General features: G+C 48.3%; 5 protein-coding genes, 23 tRNA genes and 3 rRNA genes. 1 reads left to right on the forward strand and 30 read right to left on the reverse strand.

What is annotated here, in order from left to right; all coding sequences use genetic code 11:
* Window positions 1-84: 84 nt before the first annotated feature.
* The 4 genes from NXM86_RS15420 to queG form a co-directional block, all read right to left on the reverse strand.
* Window positions 85-1980, reverse strand: coding sequence for a PrkA family serine protein kinase (locus NXM86_RS15420; protein ID WP_062756314.1), 1896 nt, complete (start codon window positions 1978-1980; stop codon window positions 85-87).
* Between the two features lie 321 nt (window positions 1981-2301).
* A complete protein-coding gene (gene trmL, locus NXM86_RS15425; RefSeq protein WP_012749226.1) occupies window positions 2302-2775 on the reverse strand; it encodes a tRNA (uridine(34)/cytosine(34)/5-carboxymethylaminomethyluridine(34)-2'-O)-methyltransferase TrmL in 474 nt (157 codons plus the stop codon).
* Window positions 2776-2798: 23 nt separating this feature from the next.
* On the reverse strand, window positions 2799-3662 hold the full coding sequence (locus NXM86_RS15430) for an amidase domain-containing protein (RefSeq protein ID WP_498958252.1): 864 nt from the start codon (window positions 3660-3662) through the stop codon (window positions 2799-2801).
* Window positions 3663-3693: 31 nt separating this feature from the next.
* Window positions 3694-4863, reverse strand: coding sequence for a tRNA epoxyqueuosine(34) reductase QueG (gene queG / locus NXM86_RS15435; protein ID WP_062756312.1), 1170 nt, complete (start codon window positions 4861-4863; stop codon window positions 3694-3696).
* A gap of 70 nt (window positions 4864-4933) precedes the next feature.
* Here queG and NXM86_RS15440 point away from each other — a divergent pair, with 70 nt between their 5' ends.
* On the forward strand, window positions 4934-5596 hold the full coding sequence (locus NXM86_RS15440; RefSeq protein WP_089096858.1) for a B3/B4 domain-containing protein: 663 nt from the start codon (window positions 4934-4936) through the stop codon (window positions 5594-5596).
* A gap of 85 nt (window positions 5597-5681) precedes the next feature.
* Here NXM86_RS15440 and NXM86_RS15445 read toward each other — a convergent pair.
* The 26 genes from NXM86_RS15445 to NXM86_RS15570 all read right to left on the reverse strand — a co-directional run bounded on the left by NXM86_RS15445 (window position 5682) and on the right by NXM86_RS15570 (window position 14527).
* Window positions 5682-5755 (reverse strand) — tRNA-Gly (locus NXM86_RS15445).
* Window positions 5756-6087: 332 nt separating this feature from the next.
* A tRNA-Glu gene (locus NXM86_RS15450) sits at window positions 6088-6159 on the reverse strand.
* Between the two features lie 8 nt (window positions 6160-6167).
* Window positions 6168-6260 (reverse strand) — tRNA-Ser (locus NXM86_RS15455).
* A gap of 3 nt (window positions 6261-6263) precedes the next feature.
* A tRNA-Asn gene (locus tag NXM86_RS15460) sits at window positions 6264-6338 on the reverse strand.
* 272 nt (window positions 6339-6610) lie between these two features.
* Window positions 6611-6687 (reverse strand) — tRNA-Ile (locus NXM86_RS15465).
* 4 nt (window positions 6688-6691) lie between these two features.
* Window positions 6692-6762 (reverse strand) — tRNA-Gly (locus tag NXM86_RS15470).
* A 6-nt stretch (window positions 6763-6768) separates the two neighbouring features.
* A tRNA-His gene (locus tag NXM86_RS15475) sits at window positions 6769-6844 on the reverse strand.
* A 10-nt stretch (window positions 6845-6854) separates the two neighbouring features.
* A tRNA-Thr gene (locus NXM86_RS15480) sits at window positions 6855-6927 on the reverse strand.
* Between the two features lie 163 nt (window positions 6928-7090).
* Window positions 7091-7166, reverse strand: a tRNA-Phe gene (locus NXM86_RS15485).
* Between the two features lie 140 nt (window positions 7167-7306).
* Window positions 7307-7382, reverse strand: a tRNA-Asp gene (locus tag NXM86_RS15490).
* 5 nt (window positions 7383-7387) lie between these two features.
* Window positions 7388-7464, reverse strand: a tRNA-Met gene (locus NXM86_RS15495).
* Between the two features lie 31 nt (window positions 7465-7495).
* Window positions 7496-7588, reverse strand: a tRNA-Ser gene (locus tag NXM86_RS15500).
* Between the two features lie 16 nt (window positions 7589-7604).
* A tRNA-Ile gene (locus NXM86_RS15505) sits at window positions 7605-7681 on the reverse strand.
* Window positions 7682-7688: 7 nt separating this feature from the next.
* Window positions 7689-7762: transfer RNA gene (locus NXM86_RS15510), tRNA-Met, on the reverse strand.
* Window positions 7763-7779: 17 nt separating this feature from the next.
* Window positions 7780-7855: transfer RNA gene (locus NXM86_RS15515), tRNA-Ala, on the reverse strand.
* 12 nt (window positions 7856-7867) lie between these two features.
* Window positions 7868-7941: transfer RNA gene (locus NXM86_RS15520), tRNA-Pro, on the reverse strand.
* Between the two features lie 27 nt (window positions 7942-7968).
* Window positions 7969-8042 (reverse strand) — tRNA-Arg (locus tag NXM86_RS15525).
* 3 nt (window positions 8043-8045) lie between these two features.
* Window positions 8046-8131 (reverse strand) — tRNA-Leu (locus NXM86_RS15530).
* Window positions 8132-8139: 8 nt separating this feature from the next.
* Window positions 8140-8214, reverse strand: a tRNA-Gly gene (locus NXM86_RS15535).
* 12 nt (window positions 8215-8226) lie between these two features.
* Window positions 8227-8308 (reverse strand) — tRNA-Leu (locus NXM86_RS15540).
* A 5-nt stretch (window positions 8309-8313) separates the two neighbouring features.
* Window positions 8314-8386, reverse strand: a tRNA-Lys gene (locus tag NXM86_RS15545).
* 152 nt (window positions 8387-8538) lie between these two features.
* Window positions 8539-8611: transfer RNA gene (locus NXM86_RS15550), tRNA-Thr, on the reverse strand.
* 182 nt (window positions 8612-8793) lie between these two features.
* Window positions 8794-8868, reverse strand: a tRNA-Val gene (locus NXM86_RS15555).
* 9 nt (window positions 8869-8877) lie between these two features.
* Window positions 8878-8994: ribosomal RNA gene (gene rrf / locus NXM86_RS15560) — 5S ribosomal RNA — on the reverse strand.
* Between the two features lie 281 nt (window positions 8995-9275).
* A 23S ribosomal RNA gene (locus NXM86_RS15565) occupies window positions 9276-12210 on the reverse strand.
* A 759-nt stretch (window positions 12211-12969) separates the two neighbouring features.
* Window positions 12970-14527: ribosomal RNA gene (locus tag NXM86_RS15570) — 16S ribosomal RNA — on the reverse strand.
* Together the 16S, 23S and 5S rRNA genes with 23 tRNA genes alongside form the textbook arrangement of a ribosomal RNA operon.
* Window positions 14528-15127: the final 600 nt, after the last annotated feature.

A 15127-nucleotide genomic window follows, 5' to 3' on the forward strand; every position in this document is an offset into this window, starting at 1 on the left:
AAAACAAAGAATATAAGCTTTTTCTTTTTTGATACATCACCAGACTGCTATTTGAGTAAAAAAGCATGCCTAACATTAGGCATGCTAACGATTTAATAAGCTGCCGACATAGCGAAGCAATTCGTTTGCTGACGTAGAATTATAGCCATATTCATCGATCAAGCGTGCCACTACTTCATTAATTTTCTTTAATTGCTGCTCATCCGGCGTTTTCGATGAAGTGGTGATTTTTACAATGTCTTTCAAGTCAGCGAATAGTTTCTTCTGAATCGCCTCCCGCAACCGCTCATGTGAGTTGTAATCAAACCTCTGTCCTTTTCGGGCATAGGCGGAAATACGAATTAAAATTTCTTCACGAAATGCCTTTTTCGCGTTTTCCGAAATGCCGATTTGCTCTTCGATCGAGCGCATGAGTTTTTCGTCTGGATTCATTTCCTCTCCTGTCAACGGATCGCGCAGCTTCGTTTTATTGCAGTACGCTTCTACATTGTCTAAATAATTGTCCATCAACGTTTTCGCCGACTCCTCATAGGAGTAGACAAACGCCTTTTGTACTTCTTGCTTGGCGATTTCATCGTATTCTTTCCGGACAAGCGAAATAAAGTTTAAATACCGCTCTTTATCTTCTTTGGAAATAGACGGATGCTGATCAAGCCCCTCTTTTAAGGATCGCAATACATCTAGCGCGTTAATCGATGGAACTTCTTTGCGAATAATGCACGAAGAAATTCGGTTAATGACGTAACGAGGATCGATGCCGCTCATTCCTTCATCCGGATGTTCTTTTTTCAATTCCTCTACATCTACTTCATTAAATCCTTCGACCATTTCGCCATCGTAGAGTCGCATTTTTTTAATTAAATCGACATCCGGCCGTTTCGATTCTTTCAATCTCGTTAAAATCGTAAACATTGCGGCAATTCGAAGCGTATGCGGAGCAATATGAACATCAGCTACATCACTTTCCCGAATCATTTTTTCATAAATACGCTCCTCTTCCGACACACGCAAATTGTATGGAATTGGCATGACGATAATCCGCGAGTGGAGCGCTTCATTCTTTTTGTTCGCGATAAATGAACGATATTCCGTTTCGTTCGTATGGGCGATAATTAGCTCATCAGCGCTAATGAGCGCGAATCGCCCCGCTTTGAAATTTCCTTCTTGCGTTAAAGAAAGCAAATGCCATAGAAACTTTTCATCACATTTTAACATTTCCTGGAATTCCATAATTCCTCGGTTCGCCTTGTTTAACTCACCATCAAATCGATAGGCGCGTGGATCTGATTCTGAACCATATTCAGCGATGGTTGAAAAGTCGATACTTCCCGTGAGATCAGCAATATCCTGAGATTTTGGATCAGACGGACTGAACGTTCCAATGCCGACCCGTTTATTTTCCGAGAAGAAAATTCTCTCTACCATTACATCTTCAATACGCCCGCCATATTCTTTTTCCAATCTCATCATGTTCAGCGGCGAAAGTTCTCCTTCAATGCGGATGCCATACTCTTTATAAAAATCATCGCGCAAATGAGGTGGGATTAAATGAAGCGGATCTTCATGCATCGGGCATCCTTTAATCGCATACACTGCGCCGCGTTCTGTCTTCGAATACTCCTCTAACCCCCGTTTTAGCAATGTAACAAGTGTTGATTTTCCGCCACCAACAGGACCCATCAACAACAAAATACGTTTGCGCACATCAAGCCGCTTTGCCGCTGGATGAAAATATTCTTCTACTAGACGTTCCAGCGCCTCCTCTAATCCAAATAGCTGATGGCTGAAAAACTTATATCGTTTTCTTCCATTTACTACTTCGACTCCAGCATCTTTAATCATATTATAAACGCGTGAATGAGCGGACTGAGCAACCCATGGCTTTTCTTTTAAAATCTCTAAATACTCTGCAAACGTACCTTCCCATTTTAACCGTTCCTCTTCTTCCCGATATTGTTCGATTTTCTTTAAAATATCCATAAAGGACCTCCTTATCCTTGATGTCTTAACAACAAGATTATTACAATGTATGCAAGGATGTCCCGAATCATTCATCGCAAAAAAAATTTTGTCTGACTGCCACGGCCCATACTTGCCATTCACAACGCTTGTCATATTCGCTATAATGAAGGAGATGAAGCAACCATTTCGTGAAGGAGGAATCGCGATGCGTACATTGCTTGTATTAGGCGTGATCATCGCTTTTTTAACCGCGATCTTTACAGCTGGCTACGAAGATAAACCAGGTGTAAAAAATTAATGCATAAAAAACGACCTCCTTTTCAGAAGGTCGTTTTTTATTTAAAATAAACCGTTAAATTTTTGCTGACGCAACGCTTCATAGACTAAAATAGCTGCAGTATTGGATAAATTTAAGGAACGGACTTTATCGTTCATCGGAATGCGCAGACAGCGATCCATATTCGCTTCAAGCAAATCTTTTGGCAATCCCGTCGTTTCACGTCCAAACACAAAAAAATGATCTTTTTCCATATCACTAAAGTCGAAAGAATCATAGTATTTTTTTCCAAATTTAGTGATAAAGTAAAATTCTCCGTTTGGATACCGCTCAAATAACTCTTCCAATGAATCATAATAAGAAATATTTACATATGGCCAATAGTCAAGACCGGCGCGTTTTAACATTTTATCATCGGTCGAAAAACCGAGCGGACGAATCAAATGAAGCGCTGTATCTGTTGCTGCACACGTACGTGCAATATTCCCCGTATTTGCTGGAATTTCCGGTTGATATAGTACTACATGTAGTGGCATATCGATCACCTCAAACTATATTGTTATTTTCGATCAATGATATGAAAAAACTTATAGCGAATATTAGGTGTATACGCCGTGGAATCTTCATATGACCAATAGCGCATGCGGCTATTTGTTGTATGAGCGTTCACTAACGGCATTCCGTTCGCATCCTTCGCTACAACAATCGTTGAGTGATTAAAACGACCGTCCCCTTCAAAGTCGTAACAAATCACATCTCCAGCCATCAATTGTTCTGGCGATGATACTTCAACCGCTTGTAATCCAACACGCGCTCCGCTCAAGTACCAACGGAAAGAATGTGCCACCGCCCAACTATAGCTCCAATTGTTGTTTTTGCACCACCATCCCTTTGCGCGATTCGGATACCCTGTCATCGGGGCTCCACCTGCGTATAAACATTGGGAAATAAAATTCGTGCAATCTACCTTAAACCGTGGAAACGCGGGATTGTAGCTGTTCCACCACGTTTCAGCATAACGCACCGCCTTTGCTCGATCATATTTTATAGAAATTCTTTCATCCACTAACATCTCACGTTCTAAACGAGGCGGGACCATTTCCTCGCTCACAATTATTTTTTCATCTTTCACTAACTCTCCACGTTCAAAATACGCTCTTCTTTCCTCCACTTGTTCCTCAACGTACATCTTGCTGCCATGCTTTATTAAAAATTGATAATGAGCTAAATAAGCAAGCTTCCCCCCAGTTTCCATTACATGCTTGCTTACAATTTGGCTATTAATGGAACAGCGGACAATTTCTGCGCCGCGTTTCTCGAATAGCCGCTGCTTCCTTTCCACTGCTTCTTCTACATTGCGTTCGTCTTTAGACACAAAAAATTGAGCTCTTTTTTCTAATAAATATTGCAGCTGTTTTTTCACATCGCTCACCGCTTTCTTTTTTGCTATTAACTTATGTGACAGGTGAGCGATTTTTTCCCTTTTCCTCATTTGACCGCAATAATTGTAGTCCCTTTTCGATTTCCGCAAGAACTTCCGGGTCTTTTTCCGTTTTGCTTGCTTCCTCTAAATCGGAAATAACGCGTGTATCACCAATTTTTCCAAGCGCCCACGCCGCTGTTCCGCGAATAACCGGACGGCTATCTTCTTTTAATAGTTTTAGTAAATCCGGAATAGCTGTTTGATCTTTATAATGCGCTAAAGCCAAAATGGCATTTCGCTGAATCGGCTTTTTCCCTCGCCAAGCCCCAGCAATCGAACCGAATTTTTCCTTAAATTCTCGATTGCTTATATGCAAAAGCGGAATTAATTTTGGTTTTACCACTTCAGGGTCCGGCTCCATCTCTGGATGGAGATGAAAGTCTTTTCCTTTATTTTCAGGGCAAACCATTTGGCACGTATCACATCCATATAATCGATTTCCAATTTTATCACGAAATTCATCAGCTAAAAAACCTTTCGTTTGTGTCAGAAATGAAAGGCATCTCTGTGCATTCAATTGTCCTCCCTGCACGAGCGCTCCCGTCGGGCAAGCATCGATACACTTCGTACACGTTCCACAGCGGCTTTCAATCGGTTCATCAGGTGGAAACGGAATATTGGTAATCATCTCTCCTAAATAAACATAAGAACCAAACTCTGGAGTAATAATAGAACAATTTTTTCCGCTCCAACCAATTCCAGCCCGTTCCGCAACAGCACGGTCAGCCAGTTCTCCCGTGTCTACCATCGATTTTACTCTAGCCTGAGGAACTCTCTCTAAAATAAATGCTTCTAATTTTTCAAGACGTTCCCGCAAAATGTAATGATAATCCTTTCCCCATGATGCCCTGCAAAAAATTCCTCGTCTTTCTGTTTTTGTACCACGCGGAGCATTTTTCATTTTGGACGGATATGCTAAGGCAATCGCAATAATAGACTTTGCTTCTGGCAAAAGCAGGGAAGGATTGGTTCTCTTTTCAATATCCGGCTCTTCGAATCCTGATTGATATCCTAACTCTTGTTGGCGACGAAGCCGCTCTTTTAACTCGACAAACGGATCAGCACTAGCAAATCCAATTTTATCAATACCAATCGTTTTGCTATATTCAATAATCTCTTGTTTTAGAGCCGCCACATCCATCGTTATCCCTCCTTTCGCTAAAATTCGGAATCTATGTTACAATAAAGAAAAAATTTCGAGGTGAAAGCAGATGGACGTAGTTGTCGCGGAAACAATAAAACAAATGATACCTCAATTTAAAGTAGGGATTATACTTTATAATCATATCGTTGTTGATGATTCTCCGCAAATGTTAAAAGGAAGACTCCAATTATTTCAAGAATCCATTTACTTTGATTTGCAGGAAACAGCGATTGCAGATATTCCTGAACTGGCGGAATGGCGCAGGGCATTTAAAACGATCGGAACAGACCCGAGCAGATATCGTCCTTCGTCGGAAAGCTTATATCGACGTATTCAAAAGAAAAACTTTATCCCAACTATCCACTCCGCAGCCGACGTGAACAATTTCTTTTCACTTTATTATAAAATTCCAATTGGCATTTATGATTTAGATAAATTGGAAGGACCGATTACCATTGATATTGGAACAGACCAAGACGAGTATATCGCTATCAACGGGCGCACTGTCAACTTTTCTCATAAGCTCGTATCAAAGGATGTTCACGGGCCATTTGGCAGTCCGATTGTTGATTCCCAACGAACAGCTGTTACAAAAGAAACGAAAAACGCCGTTCAAATTGTTTATTTACTGCCATCTATGAAACAAGAACAATGTGAAAAACTGTTGCAGTCCATGCAAAAGATGTTCTTGCAAATTCATGGAGGTGATGCTGTCTTTCAACTTGTGTAAAAAATTACATAAAAAATAAAAAACGCAATGCCTCGTTCTTTGAAGAAACGAAACACTGCGTTGTCCCCATAACCATTATTTGCGATGGAGCGGGTGATGGGAATCGAACCCACGACATCAGCTTGGAAGGCTGAGGTTTTACCACTAAACTACACCCGCATATTATTTTTTATTCTTTAAATCTGTATACAACGCGCAGTTGTCATGCCTCTTCCTCTGCTAGCAAACTCAAAGATGATGGATGCATCGAGGCAACCCGCAATCAACTCGAAGCAAATTCGATGATGTATTGCTCGTGGCTGAGGTTTTACCACTAAACTACACCCGCGTATACATTCTCCGAATACAAAACCGCATTTATCATGAACAACATTAAGTTAACGGTATTGATTATAACAGAGGATGTATTAGATTGCAACTATAAAACGAAAAAATTCGACAAATTTCGTTTTATGGAAAGAACAAAAGCACCAGCGTAACTGGTGCTTTTATGACCCGTACGGGATTCGAACCCGTGTTACCGCCGTGAAAGGGCGGTGTCTTAACCACTTGACCAACGGGCCACATTGAATGGCGGAGAAGGCGGGATTTGAACCCGCGCGCCGCAAAATTGCGACCTAACGGTTTAGCAAACCGTCCCCTTCAGCCACTTGGGTACTTCTCCGTATGGCTCCGCAAGTAGGATTCGAACCTACGACCTACCGGTTAACAGCCGGTTGCTCTACCGCTGAGCTATTGCGGAATAAAGAGAATGGCATTAATCATATACGAAATTATCTTTATCCCTTCCTCTTCTAGCTAATTCACAGAAGCAAGATGCGTCGGGACAAAAGATACAAACCTTCTAGTTTTCATTTGGTTTTCGTTGCCTCTTCCTCTGCTAGCAAACTCAAAGATGATGGATGCGTCGAGGCAACTCGCAGTGAACTCATCGATGTAGTGCTTGTCGCTGAGCTATTGCGGAATAAAGCAAGTCTAATATTAGTTTAACTCACTATCAGATAATATGCAATATGGTGGGCCTAAGTGGACTTGAACCACCGACCTCACGCTTATCAGGCGTGCGCTCTAACCAGCTGAGCTATAGGCCCAAGAAGCGGGTGATGGGAATCGAACCCACGACATCAGCTTGGAAGGCTGAGGTTTTACCACTAAACTACACCCGCATAACATGGGGCGACTAGTGGGAATCGAACCCACGCATGCCAGAGCCACAATCTGGTGCGTTAACCACTTCGCCATAGTCGCCACAATCTGATGCCGGCTGCAGGACTTGAACCCGCAACCTACTGATTACAAGTCAGTTGCTCTACCAATTGAGCTAAGCCGGCATATGAAATTTGTCTAAATTATTTTCATTGCCTCTTCCTCTACTAGCGAACTCAAAGATGCTGGATGCGTCGAGGCAACTCGGAGCGAGTTCATGGAAGCTTAGGCTCGTTGCTCCCCAATTGAGCTAAGCCGGCACATCAGACAGAAAAACTTAAGAGTGAGTGGTGGCTCGGGACGGAATCGAACCGCCGACACAAGGATTTTCAGTCCTTTGCTCTACCGACTGAGCTACCGAGCCATTTTATTATCTTAATATTCTGTGTTGTCTTGTCCTTTCCTCTTCTAGATTATTCAGCAATGTTAGATGCGTCAGGACAACTCGCAGCATATTCATGGAAGTATCATTCATCGTTACCGATCCATATACTTAGTTCATTGTGGCGGTCCCGACGGGACTCGAACCCGCGATCTCCTGCGTGACAGGCAGGCATGTTAACCACTACACTACGGGACCAATATTGGTTGCGGGGGCAGGATTTGAACCTGCGACCTTCGGGTTATGAGCCCGACGAGCTACCGGACTGCTCCACCCCGCGGCGATATACTATAGTAACGAGTAACGATGTATGGCGGAGGAGGAGGGATTCGAACCCCCGCGCGCCTTGCGGCGCCTCTCGGTTTTCAAGACCGACCCCTTCAGCCAGACTTGGGTACTCCTCCATCATATTAAAGAACATGGTGGACCTTGTAGGATTCGAACCTACGACCGGACGGTTATGAGCCGTCTGCTCTAACCAGCTGAGCTAAAGGTCCATTTCAATGGCGGCGGAGGGGATCGAACCCCCGACCTCACGGGTATGAACCGTACGCTCTAGCCAGCTGAGCTACGCCGCCAAATTCTTTATTATTACTGGTGGAGCCTATCGGGATCGAACCGATGACCTCCTGCGTGCAAAGCAGGCGCTCTCCCAGCTGAGCTAAGGCCCCATATTTTCTAAATCGGGAAGACAGGATTCGAACCTGCGACCCCATGGTCCCAAACCATGTGCTCTACCAAGCTGAGCTACTTCCCGCTTCCTACATATTCATTAAAAGATTAACGCGCTCGAGAGGATTCGAACCCCTAACCTTCTGATCCGTAGTCAGATGCTCTATCCAATTGAGCTACGAGCGCATATGCCGAGGGCCGGACTCGAACCGGCACGGTAGTTACCTACCCCAGGATTTTAAGTCCTGTGCGTCTGCCAATTCCGCCACCCCGGCGGCATTAATGGAGCGGAAGACGGGGTTCGAACCCGCGACCCCCACCTTGGCAAGGTGGTGTTCTACCACTGAACTACTTCCGCACGCTTATAAGATGCGGGTGGAGGGACTTGAACCCCCACGCCGTAAGGCGCCAGATCCTAAGTCTGGTGCGTCTGCCAATTCCGCCACACCCGCAAAAGTGAGCCATGGAGGATTCGAACCTCCGACCCTCTGATTAAAAGTCAGATGCTCTACCTACTGAGCTAATGGCTCGTGTGGTAAATAAAGACACTCGTTGTTTCTCGTTGCCTCTTCCTCTACTAGTGAATTCAAAGAAGCAGGATTCGTCGAGGCAACTCGTAGCGGATTCATAGGAGCTTAGGCTTGTTGCTCCCCTACTGAGCTAATGGCTCATACTATTACAGTGCCGGCTGCAGGACTTGAACCCGCAACCTACTGATTACAAGTCAGTTGCTCTACCAATTGAGCTAAGCCGGCATAAGAAAGAAGTATTGACATATACGTTTAATTTTTTGTGTCCCTTCCTCTTCTCACTTATTCAGCGAAGTGATATGCGTCGGGACAACTCGCAGTGAATTCACGGAAGCTTAGGCTCGTCTCTACCAATTGAGCTAAGCCGGCATGAATGTAAGGAAAATCACACTTCATATATATTATCATGGTGGAGGATGACGGGATCGAACCGCCGACCCTTGCTTGTAAGGCAAGTGCTCTCCCAGCTGAGCTAATCCTCCGTATGAATTGCCTAGCGACGACCTACTCTTGCAGGGGCGCTGGCCCCAACTACCATCGGCGCTGGAGAGCTTAACTTCCGTGTTCGGGATGGGAACGGGTGTTTCCTCTCCGCTATTGTCACTAGGCAAGTAATGGACAAGTTTTATTATATATAAATAGATAGTCTTGTCAAGATGGGTAATTCATTCCTTCAAAACTAGATAACCGTCTGTTTGGAAGAAGCCGTTTTGCATAGGCGGCCTATGCTTTTCCGTTGTCTAGCTCCTAGCGTCCTCCGCTTTTCACTTTGTCTAGCTCCGGCTCGCAGCGCCTTGCGGAAAATAACCTTCCTCCGTCGACATGCAAGCATGTCTCGTCGGAAGAACATTTTCCTTTTGGCGCTAAGCGCTCGCCTACGCTTTTCCGCTTGGTTAAGTCCTCGATCGATTAGTATCCGTCAGCTCCACGTGTCGCCACGCTTCCACCTCGGACCTATCGACCTCGTCATCTTCGAGGGATCTTACTCGCTTGACGCGATGGGAAATCTCATCTTGAGGGGGGCTTCACGCTTAGATGCTTTCAGCGCTTATCCCTTCCGCACATAGCTACCCAGCGGTGCCCCTGGCGGGACAACTGGTACACCAGCGGTGCGTCCATCCCGGTCCTCTCGTACTAAGGACAGCTCCTCTCAAATTTCCTGCGCCCGCGACGGATAGGGACCGAACTGTCTCACGACGTTCTGAACCCAGCTCGCGTACCGCTTTAATGGGCGAACAGCCCAACCCTTGGGACCGACTACAGCCCCAGGATGCGATGAGCCGACATCGAGGTGCCAAACCTCCCCGTCGATGTGGACTCTTGGGGGAGATCAGCCTGTTATCCCCGGGGTAGCTTTTATCCGTTGAGCGATGGCCCTTCCATACGGAACCACCGGATCACTAAGCCCGACTTTCGTCCCTGCTCGACCTGTCCGTCTCGCAGTCAAGCTCCCTTGTGCCTTTGCACTCTACGAATGATTTCCAACCATTCTGAGGGAACCTTTGGGCGCCTCCGTTACCTTTTGGGAGGCGACCGCCCCAGTCAAACTGCCCACCTGACACTGTCTCCCACCCCGATAAGGGGTGCGGGTTAGAATTTCAATACCGCCAGGGTGGTATCCCACCGGCGCCTCCACCGAAGCTGGCGCTCCGGCTTCTCAGGCTCCCACCTATCCTGTACAAGCGATACCAAAATTCCATATCAGGCTGCAGTAAAGCTCCACGGGGTCTTTCCGTCCTGTCGCGGGTAACCTGCATCTTCACAGGTATATGATTTCACCGGGTCTCTCGTTGAGACAGTGCCCAAGTCGTTACACCTTTCGTGCGGGTCGGAACTTACCCGACAAGGAATTTCGCTACCTTAGGACCGTTATAGTTACGGCCGCCGTTTACTGGGGCTTCGGTTCGCACCTTCAGCCTTGCGGCTTAAGCGCTCCCCTTAACCTTCCAGCACCGGGCAGGTGTCAGCCCCTATACTTCGCCTTTCGGCTTCGCAGAGACCTGTGTTTTTGGTAAACAGTCGCTTGGGCCTTTTCACTGCGGCTCTCTCGGGCTCATCACCCAAGAGAGCACCCCTTCTCCCGAAGTTACGGGGTCATTTTGCCGAGTTCCTTAACGAGAGTTCTCCCGCGCACCTTAGGATTCTCTCCTCGCCTACCTGTGTCGGTTTGCGGTACGGGCACCTCTCACCTCGCTAGAGGCTTTTCTTGGCAGTGTAGGATCGGGGACTTCGGGACCGATGGTCCCTTCGCCATCACGGCTCAGCCTTTGCGCCAGACGGATTTGCCTATCTGGCAGCCTAACCGCTTGGACAGGCTATTTCCAGCAGCCTGCTCGCCCTACCTTCCTGCGTCCCCCCATTGCTCAAACGGTGAGGAGGTGGTACAGGAATCTCAACCTGTTGCCCATCACCTACGCCTTTCGGCCTCGGCTTAGGTCCCGACTAACCCTGAGCGGACGAACCTTCCTCAGGAAACCTTAGGCTTTCGGTGCAGAGGATTCTCACCTCTGTTTTCGCTACTCACACCGGCATTCTCACTTCTAAGCGCTCCACGAGTCCTTCCGGTCCCGCTTCGGCGCGCTTAGAACGCTCCCCTACCGATGACCAACGGTCATCCCACAGCTTCGGTGGCACGTTTAGCCCCGGTACATTTTCGGCGCAGAGTCACTCGACCAGTGAGCTATTACGCACTCTTTAAATGATGGCTGCTTCTAAGCCAACATCCTGGTTGTCTGGGCAACTCCACATCCTTTTCCACTTAACGTGCACTTTGGGACCTTAGCTGGTGGTCTGGGCTGTTTCCCTCTCGACCACGGATCTTATCACTCGTAGTCTGACTCCCAAGGATAAGTCGTTGGCATTCGGAGTTTGACTGAGTTCGGTAACCCGATGAGGGCCCCTAGCTCAATCAGTGCTCTACCTCCAAGACTCTTCCCTTGAGGCTAGCCCTAAAGCTATTTCGGGGAGAACCAGCTATCTCCAGGTTCGATTGGCATTTCACCCCTACCCACACCTCATCCCCGCACTTTTCAACGTACGTGGGTTCGGGCCTCCAGTAGGTGTTACCCTACCTTCACCCTGGACATGGGTAGATCACCTGGTTTCGGGTCTACGACGACGTACTTAACGCCCTATTCAGACTCGCTTTCGCTGCGGCTCCGTCTCTTCGACTTAACCTCGCACGTCATCGTAACTCGCCGGTTCATTCTACAAAAGGCACGCCATCACCCATAAACGGGCTCTGACTACTTGTAGGCACACGGTTTCAGGTTCTCTTTCACTCCCCTTCCGGGGTGCTTTTCACCTTTCCCTCACGGTACTGGTTCACTATCGGTCACTAGGGAGTATTTAGCCTTGGGAGATGGTCCTCCCTGCTTCCGACGGGATTCCCCGTGTCCCGCCGTACTCAGGATCCACTCGGGAGGGAACGAAGTTTCGACTACAGGGCTGTCACCTTCTCTGGCGGGCCTTTCCAGACCGCTTCGTCTACCCCGTTCCTTTGTAACTCCCATGTGAGTGGTCCTACAACCCCAAGAGGCAAGCCTCTTGGTTTGGGCTGTTCCCGTTTCGCTCGCCGCTACTCAGGGAATCGCGGTTGCTTTCTTCTCCTCCGGGTACTTAGATGTTTCAGTTCCCCGGGTGTGCCCTCCATACCCTATGGATTCAGGTATGGATACTGCCCCATTACGGGCAGTGGGTTTCCCCATTCGGACATCTCCGGATCAACGCTTGCTTACAGCTCCCCGAAGCGTTTCGGCGTTTGCCCCGTCCTTCATCGGCTCCTAGTGCCAAGGCATCCACCGTGCGCCCTTTCTAACTTAACCATGCGAAAACAGCTTCATGCTTGCCGCCTTCGCTTCTCGGCTTCTTCCACTGTCTAGCTTCGGCGCCTAGCCCCTCACGGTCGCTTCGGTCCTGCCGTGGCGGCAATAGCCTCCTCGCAGGCCCTCCAGCGCCTATCGGGGCTAACCGCGGCGCCTCCGCTTTTCTTCTCGGTTATCTAGTTTTCAAGGAACCAACTTATTTCCTGCATCCGCTCATAGACGCAGGCGCAAGGCGACTACTTGAGTATGCTTCCTTGCAGCCTTGTGTCGAGGAATCCTGCTTCCTCGAATTCACTAGCAGACGCAGACACAAAACACTTGAAGGAGTAAAATGCTCCCTCAAAACTGAACAAGGCTACTGCCTTGAATCAACTTCTCTGCTGCCTTGCGCCGAGGAATCCAGCTTCCTTGAATCCGCTGGTAGACGCAGGCGCAAAACGGATTGATTGAAGAAAACATAAACATGTTCCCTCAAAACTGAACAAACCCGAAGCGTCCTTCGCCTTTCTGCTGTCTAGCTCCAGCGCCTAGCTCTCTTGTGCCAAATAACCTTCCCCCTCGAAGTGCAAGCACTTCTGCGGGTGAAGAACATTTGGCTTCGAGAGCTGATCGCGGCGCTTCCGCTTTTCGTACTGTCTAGCTTCGGCTCCTAGCCCCTCGGGCCGCTTCGGTCTCGCTGCGGCGGCAACAGCCTCCTCGCGAGCCCTCCAGCGCCTGTCGGGGCTAACCAGTCGCCTTCGCTTTTCGTATCATCCTTAGAAAGGAGGTGATCCAGCCGCACCTTCCGGTACGGCTACCTTGTTACGACTTCACCCCAATCACTTGCCCCACCTTCGGCGGCTGGCTCCCTTACGGGTTACCTCACCGACTTCGGGTGTTGCAAGCTCTCGTGGTGTGACGGGCGGTGTGTACAAGGCCCGGGAACGTATTCACCGCGGCATGCTGATCCGCGATTACTAGCGATTCCGGCTTCATGCAGGCGAGTTGCAGCCTGCAATCCGAACTGAGAGCGGCTTTTTGGGATTCGCTCCCCCTCGCGGGTTCGCAGCCCTTTGTACCGCCCATTGTAGCACGTGTGTAGCCCAGGTCATAAGGGGCATGATGATTTGACGTCATCCCCACCTTCCTCCGGTTTGTCACCGGCAGTCCCCCTAGAGTGCCCAACTGAATGCTGGCAACTAGGGGCGAGGGTTGCGCTCGTTGCGGGACTTAACCCAACATCTCACGACACGAGCTGACGACAACCATGCACCACCTGTCACCCTGTCCCCCCCGAAGGGGGAACGCCCTGTCTCCAGGGTTGTCAGGGGATGTCAAGACCTGGTAAGGTTCTTCGCGTTGCTTCGAATTAAACCACATGCTCCACCGCTTGTGCGGGCCCCCGTCAATTCCTTTGAGTTTCAGCCTTGCGGCCGTACTCCCCAGGCGGAGTGCTTAACGCGTTAGCTACAGCACTAAAGGGTTTAACCCCTCTAACACTTAGCACTCATCGTTTACGGCGTGGACTACCAGGGTATCTAATCCTGTTTGCTCCCCACGCTTTCGCGCCTCAGCGTCAGTTACAGACCAGAGAGCCGCCTTCGCCACTGGTGTTCCTCCACATCTCTACGCATTTCACCGCTACACGTGGAATTCCGCTCTCCTCTTCTGCACTCAAGCCCCCCAGTTTCCAATGACCCTCCACGGTTGAGCCGTGGGCTTTCACATCAGACTTAAGGGACCGCCTGCGCGCGCTTTACGCCCAATAATTCCGGACAACGCTCGCCCCCTACGTATTACCGCGGCTGCTGGCACGTAGTTAGCCGGGGCTTTCTCGTTAGGTACCGTCACCGTACCGCCCTATTCGAACGGTACTTCTTCTTCCCTAACAACAGAGCTTTACGATCCGAAGACCTTCTTCGCTCACGCGGCGTCGCTCCGTCAGACTTTCGTCCATTGCGGAAGATTCCCTACTGCTGCCTCCCGTAGGAGTCTGGGCCGTGTCTCAGTCCCAGTGTGGCCGGTCACCCTCTCAGGCCGGCTACGCATCGTCGCCTTGGTGAGCCGTTACCTCACCAACTAGCTAATGCGCCGCGGGCCCATCCGTAAGTGGTAGCAAAAGCCACCTTTCAACCAAAGACCATGCGGTCTTCGGTGTTATCCGGTATTAGCCCCGGTTTCCCGGAGTTATCCCGGTCTTACGGGCAGGTTACCCACGTGTTACTCACCCGTCCGCCGCTAACCGAACAGAAGCAAGCTTCCGTTCGGTCCGCTCGACTTGCATGTATTAGGCACGCCGCCAGCGTTCGTCCTGAGCCAGGATCAAACTCTCCAAAAAGAAAGTTGATTGGCTTATTTAATTCGGCACTGACACCGAAGGTGTCAAGCCGCCTTCGCTTTTCGTTGTGGACGCTTCGTTTTGTTCAGTTTTCAAAGAACATTTGTTTTCTTAAAGCGACTTTTTTATATTAACACTTTCATTTTTTATTGTCAAGTTTTTTTTTGCTAACATCGTTTCGCAACTTTCTTGGTTGCGACGACGTTTCATAATATATCATCTCTTTTTTAACAAGTCAATAACATTTTTGTATTTTTTTTAGGAAATAAACTCCATGAAGACCTCTCCCACCTTCACTCCATGAAGAGATGGGAGTTTTTTACCGCCTCCATCGACAAAGCTTCTGCATAGAAGAAGGCAATCTCCTTCCACCTACATTGGAAGCCTTCTCGATAGATTCTGTAAGCAACGTCGACACCACACCGATGGGGCGGGCGAACCGTTCTACTACTTCTTGCTTACACAAGTAGATATTTTTAGGAATTAAAAAACTCCCGATCCCTCACCTTCCTTTACTTCGAGAGGAAAGGAGGATTCTCGGGAAAATGTTACAAACAGAATTGCTATATTCTAAAAAATAAAAGCGCAGCCCGAACAAAC

It is taken from the genome of Geobacillus sp. CX412 (assembly GCF_027942335.1).
Taxonomy (GTDB): domain Bacteria; phylum Bacillota; class Bacilli; order Bacillales; family Anoxybacillaceae; genus Parageobacillus_B; species Parageobacillus_B toebii.

Bases quoted from the DNA above. Each gene is read 5' to 3' on its own strand.
- trmL (WP_012749226.1), bottom strand. From the start codon at position 2,775: ATGCCACTACATGTAGTACTATATCAACCGGAAATTCCAGCAAATACG.
- NXM86_RS15420 (WP_062756314.1), bottom strand. From the start codon at position 1,980: ATGGATATTTTAAAGAAAATCGAACAATATCGGGAAGAAGAGGAACGG.
- queG (WP_062756312.1), bottom strand. From the start codon at position 4,863: ATGGATGTGGCGGCTCTAAAACAAGAGATTATTGAATATAGCAAAACG.
- NXM86_RS15440 (WP_089096858.1), top strand. From the start codon at position 4,934: ATGGACGTAGTTGTCGCGGAAACAATAAAACAAATGATACCTCAATTT.